We start from the raw sequence: 2539 nt of genomic DNA, 5'->3' as shown, positions 1-2539 counted from the left end.
TTGAAAAAGTCACTTTGTCACTCGAGGAGGGGGAGAATCGCTTTTTCTTAACCGGAGACAATCTTCTTCGCGAAAGACTCTATTTTCATCCTCTCGATCCTTTAACTTCTTTGAAAACCATTGCTACTACTTCTGCAAATGGATATCAGGTTGAAATTGAGGCTCAAGAAGCCGGTTCCTATTCTTTTCTCCTTTCCTTTTTTATGAGTGGATTTAATTGGAAAGGACGGTATATGGCAATATGGGATGAGAGGGACTCTCTTTTTTACCTTTATCCCTCAGTATTTCTATCCAATCACAAAAGCATGACCTGGGAGAATGTGCATATAAGCTGGCTGCTCGGAGAGCCGGTATTTTTATTTGAGGAAACGGCAAGGGGGATTGCAGATGAAATGAAGCTGGCTGTGGAAGAAGCCCGGCCTCGAGTGATGAAAAGCGAAAAACCAGTAGCAATGGAAAGAGTGTCAGAATACCAGGTTTTTCACTTGCCCTATATGGTTGACTTTCCCGGTAATAGTCTCTTACAAGTTTTCCCCGAGATGCAAAAACTTCCCGTGAAGGAAGTCATTAGAATTGAAGAAGGGAACGAGGTCAGAGTTTTAAAAATGAAAAATCAAGGCGAGCCTCTCCCGGGGGGATGGATAACTATATTCAGAGAAAATCAATCGGTAATAGGGAGCTTCGAATTTCCGGGGGCAAGAACTCAGGAAGAGCTGGAAATACCAGTGGGAACGGTTAAGGATTTTCGGACTGAACGTGTGGAAGTGAGCTATAAACGCTTGAAGGCTGATTGGAATAAAGATAAAGATGTGGTGGGTTTCTGGTCTCAAAAGGTGATTCGTTTCAATCTTTTAAACCACGGTGAATCAAGTAAAGCTGTGGAAATAATAGAACTCCTGCCTCAGGGAGCCGAATTAACCGGAGACGAGAACTGGAAATGGGAGGACGGGAAAGCTTATCTGGAATTGACTGTTGAACCTGATAGCGAAGAGGAAATCGTTTTGCAATATGAATTTCGGGAGGATTGGCCATGAAAAAAGTATTGTTGGTATTGATTATAATCCTTTTTATCTCCGGTAGTGCTCTGGCTCAGGATTTAATAGTGGAAAAAAATCCGGAAGAAATTTTTATTTTTGCAGGAGATTCTTCGTTTTATCAAAAGGAAACCTGGGTGGTTGAGCTTCAACCCGGGGAAAATATTTATTCCTGGGAAAAACCGTTTTCGGTGCAAGAGGAGGAAGTGTTTATTCAAGTTGAGGGTGGTGAATTAGTGAGTTTGATTAGTGATTCTTCTAACGAGAGCACCAAGATAATAATAGTGGCAGAAGAACAAACAAAAGGGAAAATTTATTTAATCTTTCCTCTTTTGTACCTTGACCTGAACTATTTGTATCAATATTTTTGGGAGCCGGATAAAAATGTTCCAGCTGGAACGTTATTGGTGGATATAACGAATGAAGGTCAGGAGCCGATTCCTGAAAGCCATTTTATTATTTCCGGGAAAGAATTTATTTTTGGTTTAAAGCCTTATGAAACTAAACGACTCGTTGTTGATGAATTCCAGGCTGTTCGGGCAGAGAAAATATCGCGTTATAATCCTCTCTCTTATGGGGATACCGATGTTCATTTTTTCTGGGATCTCTTTGTTTCTGGGGATATCCTTTTCCCCGCTAAAATAGAATGCTTCGAAGGGTCTACGTCAGGAGTTGTATTTTTGGGCGAAAGCTATACCCTGGGAGAATCGTCTGAGCTGGAAATAAAAGTGGGGAAAAGCAATGATATCACTATTGAAGAAAAAATAGAAAAGCAAGATAAATTAAATCAAGTTTATAACAGAGAGGGGAAAGAAGTGCTTTATGATACCCAGGAGAAAAAAGTATACAAAGTAGCCAACCGTTCCCCGGAAAGAAAGAAAATAGAAGTTTTTGTTCCTCTTCAGGAGAGTTATGAGTTAATTAGCCATTCGGTTCCTTTAAGTCGGGTTGAAAGTAACCAGATATCATTTGTTCTCGAGATTGAGCCCCAGGAGGAGGTGGAGGTTGTTTTAGAAGTGGCTGGTAAAAATTTAACCTCGGGTTTTGCTTTTAGAAGCTGGCAATATTAAACAAATAATCCGCTTTCCGTGGCTGGTTCTGGTAAGATTAATGATACCCATATGAGAGAGGACGAAGAGAGGCTCTAAAGGCATGCTGCATTGTGGGTTGTTGTCTTGCATGGTATAATGAGCAGAGTTCAATATCATCGAGGCTCAATTTTATCAAAATCAAGTTAATCCTTAAAAAGAAGGTGAAATTTGTGAGGTTCCTAAAATTAGTTTTAATCCTGAGCCTTTGCCTGGTTTTGTTAACCACCCTTGCTGGATGTTCGCCTGCAGGTGCAGACTTAGAAGGCACCCCTGAGGAGGATTCTACTACTACACCTACTACACCTACTACACCACCTTCTATTGATACTACCGCATGTCTTAAAGAATGCCTGGACTTTTGTGCCGAATGGTGTCAGAGCTGCACTGTTTGCAACTGCGAAGAGGGGCCAGTAA

The 2539-nt window shown here is 41.0% G+C and carries 2 protein-coding genes and 1 pseudogene; all 3 read left to right on the top strand.

The window, feature by feature from the left end:
- Positions 1-1034: hypothetical protein (locus tag GXZ17_RS02205; protein ID WP_409375659.1), on the top strand; the 1034-nt coding region annotated here is incomplete at its 5' end.
- Positions 1031-2104 carry a hypothetical protein gene (locus GXZ17_RS02200; RefSeq protein WP_409375658.1) on the top strand — a complete coding sequence of 358 codons (1074 nt, stop codon included), beginning with the start codon at positions 1031-1033 and terminating at the stop codon, positions 2102-2104. The genes GXZ17_RS02205 and GXZ17_RS02200, both read left to right, overlap by 4 nt.
- Before the next feature lie 191 nt (positions 2105-2295).
- Positions 2296-2539 (top strand): annotated as a pseudogene (locus GXZ17_RS02195) (hypothetical protein); the annotation flags it as partial.

The organism is Candidatus Sordicultor fermentans (genome assembly GCF_012728195.1).
GTDB classification, from domain to species: Bacteria; Atribacterota; Atribacteria; order Atribacterales; family Caldatribacteriaceae; genus Sordicultor; species Sordicultor fermentans.
The sequence above is the reverse complement of the archived record's forward strand: the minus strand, read 5'-3'. Positions and strand labels throughout refer to the sequence as shown.

What these genes read in the sequence shown, in the direction of transcription:
- GXZ17_RS02200 (WP_409375658.1), top strand. Translation starts at nt 1,031, where the DNA reads ATGAAAAAAGTATTGTTGGTATTGATTATAATCCTTTTTATCTCCGGT.